This is a genomic window from Streptomyces sp. NPDC059828 (assembly GCF_042731955.1).
In the GTDB taxonomy this organism is placed as follows: domain Bacteria; phylum Actinomycetota; class Actinomycetes; order Streptomycetales; family Streptomycetaceae; genus Streptomyces.
In genome coordinates this window covers 1-1,334 of record NZ_JBHWIW010000111.1, presented here as the reverse complement: position 1 = coordinate 1,334, position 1,334 = coordinate 1, and the positions used below count along the sequence as shown (strand labels likewise).

At 70.3% G+C, this 1,334-nt stretch carries 1 protein-coding gene and 1 pseudogene; both read left to right on the top strand.

What is annotated here, in order from left to right:
• A pseudogene (locus ACFV6V_RS31130) lies at positions 1–807 on the top strand (hypothetical protein); the annotation flags it as partial.
• A 119-nt stretch (positions 808–926) separates the two neighbouring features.
• Positions 927–1,334, top strand: a 408-nt coding sequence (locus ACFV6V_RS31125; RefSeq protein WP_385571187.1) for an ABC transporter substrate-binding protein, incomplete at its 3' end; no start/stop codon positions are given.

Here is a 1,334-nt window from a genome sequence, read left to right as displayed (position 1 = left end):
ACCGCGATCCCGATCTCCGCGCTCACCGGTGACAACGTCGTGGACGCCTCCTCGAACATGAGCTGGTACGGCGGCCCCACCGTGCTCGAGCACCTCGAATCCGTCCCCGTCGGCCACGATCCGTCCCTCCTCCCGGCTTCGGAGCCAGGGGCTCCCAGCCGTGCGCGCTTCCCGGTGCAGTATGTGATCCGGCCGCAGACCGCGGAGCATCCCGACTACCGGGGCTACGCGGGGCAGATCGCGGCCGGGACCTTCCGGGTCGGCGAGAGTGTGACCGTGCTCCCCTCGGGCCAGACCTCGAAGGTCTCCGGGATCGACCTGCTCGGCACCCCGGTGGACGTCGCCTGGACCCCGCAGTCGGTGACCCTCCTGCTCGAGGACGACATCGACATCTCACGCGGCGACATCATCGTGCCCACCGCGGACGCACCCGCCACCACCCAGGACGTGGAAGCGACGGTCTGCCATGTCGCCGACCAGCCCCTGACGGTGGGCCAGCGGGTGCTGCTCAAGCACACCACCCGCACGGTCAAGGCCCTCGTCAAGGACATCCCGTCGAAACTGACACTCGACGACCTGTCCCAGCACCCGGCACCCGGACAGCTGGTCGCCAACGACATCGGCCGGGTCACGGTCCGCACCGCCGAGCCCCTCGCGCTCGACTCCTACGCCGACTCCCGCCGCACCGGGTCGTTCCTGCTGATCGACCCCGCCGACGGCACCACACTCGCGGCGGGAATGGCCGGCGAATCCTTCGCCACCACCACAACCGCACCCACCACGGACGACGACGGTTGGAACTTCTGACCGCCCTGCCCTCCACCGCCCCACCGCCCCACCGCCCCACCGCCCCACCGTCCCCACTGCGACCACGCACCGCACAGCCGGATGCCTGGCCGCGATCCGGGCTGACGAGAGGAACCATCGTGTCTGCACCCCGCTTCACCCTGCGCCGCGGTGTCGCCGCCGCCGCTGCCCTTCCGCTGCTGGCCGTGGCCCTCACCGCCTGCGGCTACGGCTCCCAGGCCAAGGACGACACCACGACGAGGACCGCCGTCGAGGGCAGGAAGCTCTCCGCGGACACCGTGAAGATCGGCTACTTCCCCAACCTGACGCATGCCACCGCCCTGGTCGGCATCCAGGAAGGCCTGATCCAGAGGGAACTCGGCGGTACCGCGATCAAGCCGCAGACCTTCAACGCCGGTCCGTCCGAGATCGAGGCCCTGAACGGCGGCTCCCTCGACATCGGCTTCATCGGCCCGTCGCCGTCGGTCAACGGCTACGCCAAGTCCAAGGGCCAGGCGCTGCGCATCATCTCCGGTTCCGCGTCGGGC